Annotated in this window: 2 protein-coding genes; both read left to right on the top strand. The window is 38.9% G+C overall.

The features are described from left to right. Window positions 1-34 precede the first annotated feature (34 nt). On the top strand, window positions 35-1,738 hold the full coding sequence (locus KPC_RS18485; protein WP_228212328.1) for a ShlB/FhaC/HecB family hemolysin secretion/activation protein: 1,704 nt from the start codon (window positions 35-37) through the stop codon (window positions 1,736-1,738). Window positions 1,739-1,765: 27 nt separating this feature from the next. Next, a partial coding sequence (locus tag KPC_RS18490) for a two-partner secretion domain-containing protein (RefSeq protein ID WP_121975797.1) occupies window positions 1,766-3,466 on the top strand: 1,701 nt, incomplete at its 3' end.

The raw sequence follows: 3,466 nt of genomic DNA on the forward strand, positions 1-3,466 counted from the left end.
GAATTGTAAATATCTCCTCATTAGTGGTTGTGCGATTATTTCTTCTTTTTGCTATGCCTTAGAAGATCCNTCGATTCAACAAAATGCTCGTCAAGATCAGCGTATCAATGATCTGGAAAAACAACTTTTTGATGAAAATACCCTGTTAAAGCCGCAACAAAAAACTGAAAAAACTACTTTAAAAAATTTAATTGTTTCTGAAACTCCTTGTTTTGAAATCCAACAGTTGAAATTCATTATCAATGATCCGTTACAACAGCAAGTTAAAGATAAATTTAATTTTTTATTCTATCCATTAAATCAAGAAGGTCTGATTGTTGGGCAATGTATTGGTACCCAGAGTTTACAAAACATAGTCCGTTATGCCCAAAATGAACTGATTAAACAGGGGTATATCACCAGCCAGATTGTGGTCAATCCACAAGATTTAAATCAAGGGCAGTTGGTTTTAAATTTATCTTTGGGGCGAATTCATCAGGTTATTTCAAAAGACCAATCGGTATCCAAACTGGAAATATTTGCAGCATTACCAGTTTCAAAAGGAGAAATCTTAAATCTGAAGCATATTGATCAGGGTTTAGAAAATCTAAAACGGAGTTCAGGTCGCGATGTTGATATCAAAATTGAACCTGCCGTATCTGCCGATGGTCAGGAACTGCCTGGTTATAGTGATCTGGTCATCAGTTCACGTCCATATCAAAAAATCAATTTAAGCATTGGGGCAGATAACTCAGGTTATAAAAGTACAGGACGTTATCTGGGCAATATCGGAATCGGTATAAACAATCCGCTGCATTTAAATGACTCATTGAATATTAATCTGAGCCACTCTCTGGATGACTGGCATAAAGATCGTAATCAAAGCTATTACATTAACTATTCTGTGCCGTTTAAAAACTATGAATTTTCCACGAGTTTTAATGAATATACTTTTGAACAGAATACACCTGGTTATAATGGACCACCCATCACCTATAAAGGGAAAACACGTCAAACAAATGTCACGTTATCGCGTTTATTGAGTCGGGGCTCACAATACAAAACCAGTATCTATACCAAGGCCTATCATAAAACCACCCGAAATACCTATGGTGGAATCAGTTTATCCAACTCTCAAAATAGAACCACCACAGGCTGGAATATTGGATTACAACATCGTCAATATATTGGGACTGGGCTACTTGATCTTGCACTGGATTATCGACGTGGAACTGGTGCATTAAATGCCAAATCAGCACCAGAAGAACGAATCTATTTTGATCAAATTCATCTCCCTGTAGAAGGCTATGCCAGAGCACCGCTTTGGTCAGCAGACATTCGCTATAGCCAGCCATTCACTATTTATGATCATCCTGTTCAATATCGCCTGAATTGGCGAGGGCAGTATGCCCCTAAAATTCTGGTCGGACCAGACCGTTTCTTTATTGGTGGACGTTATAGCGTTCGTGGCTTTGATGGAGAGATGTCACTGACGGGAGACAATGGTCATTACCTACAACAAGAAATGAGTTGGAACTCTCCTGTTCCAGCAACCCAATTTTATACAGGCATTGACCAGGGCTGGGTCAATGGACGCAACAGTATTCCAAACAGTCGCTATCTCATGGGTGGAGTCTTTGGCACCCGCAGTTATTACAAGGGTATCTATCTGGATGCCTTTCTTGGTCACGGACTTGTTGCACCTAATACGCTTAAAAAACAATGGGTCACAGGTTTTAACATCAACTTTTCATACTAAACAAAAGCATTTACTGAGCACTTTACAATGAATAAAAATCGTTATCGCATTATCTTTAGCAAAGCTAAAAATATGTTTATTGCTGTGGCTGAGAACATCAAAAGTCAAAGCAAAACCTCAGGTCAAACAGTTGCTACAAATCTGTCCGTAGAAACTGATTCAACCTCATTTCATCAGTTATGGCAGGTAAAAAGCATTGTGGCTTCAATGAGCCTGTTTATGGCTTTTTCTCCTGTGTATGCCAATATTCAAGTAGATCCAGGGGCAGCAGCAGCGAATCGTGCAGTTGTTGGCGTCGGAAAAAATGCACAGGGACAAAATGTACCTGTCGTCAACATCCAGACTGCAAAAAATGGTATCTCACACAACGTCTACAAACAGTTTGATGTACTGCAACCAGGTGTAGTTTTAAATAACAGCCGTGGTGGAGCAAAGTCAGTCATTGTTGGCAATGTCGCAGCTAACCCCTTTTTAAATACGGGTGAAGCACGGGTGATTTTAAACGAAGTCAACTCAACAGCTGCAACACAATTCTTGGGCAATCTGGAAGTTGCCGGGCAACGTGCAGATGTGATTATTGCCAATCCGTCAGGTATCGTGGTGAATGGTGGTGGTTTTATTAATGCCAATAAAGGCATACTCACCACAGGTAAGCCACAAATGAATGCGGATGGCAGCCTAAAACAATTTGTAGTGGATCAAGGGAAAGTTACGATTAATGGTGGGGCAAATAACTTAGGTCTAGGTGGAAATAACAATAACGCAGAATTTGTGGATATTTATGCCCGTGCTTTGGAAATGAATGCACAATTGCATGCGAAACAAGGCATTAATGTCATCACGGGCGCCAATACCATCAGTGCTGATCTGGAGAATGTCACAGATAAAACATCCACAGCAGCTAAACCTGCTTTAGCGGTGGATGTCAAAGCATTGGGCGGGATGTATGCCAATAACATTTTCATCATGGGTACAGAAAAAGGGCTGGGTGTAAGCAACGCAGGAACCTTACGTGCTGTGAATAATCTGGTGGTGACCTCAGCAGGACAAGTTCAACACTCAGGAACGATGGAGTCGACCAGTCCAACACAGGGCATGCTGAACATCCAGACCACAGGAACAGGTGCAGAGGCCAATATCACTTCCAGTGGCTTAATCAGTAGTAAAGGCTTACTGAATATTAATTCAGGAAGTGATCTGAATATCACCGCGAAAGAAGTCAAGGTTGATGTTGGGACAGTATCACCATTAATTTTAAGTGCTAAAGGTAATTTGAATATTGCTGCTAAAGCCAATGTCCGAAACTTTAGTACGGATAAAGGTGATATTTATTTAGATGGTAAAAATATTACAGTTGGCGCGGGAGCTTTAATTGGAGGGAATGGATCAGTTAATTTAAATGCAACAGATGGAAATGTTTTAATAAATAAAACATCATCATTGTCTGCACGATATGATTTGGGGATACAAGCAAAAGACAGTATAAATATTGATGCTTCAAGTATTTGGGCTACAAAAGGAGATGTAAATTTAATTAGTTTAGGAACAAAAGATACTTCATTTTTAAATATTACTAATACTAAACTAAGTAGCGGTAAAGACTTTAATATTAGTGGTGCTAATAATGTTAAATTAAATAGTTCAATCGTTCAGGAAAGTTCAAGTAACATTAATCTTTATGCTAATAATAATTTAGATATAGGAGATGATATAAATAAAGTAAATTTT

The organism is Acinetobacter stercoris (assembly GCF_900323515.1).
Taxonomy (GTDB): domain Bacteria; phylum Pseudomonadota; class Gammaproteobacteria; order Pseudomonadales; family Moraxellaceae; genus Acinetobacter; species Acinetobacter stercoris.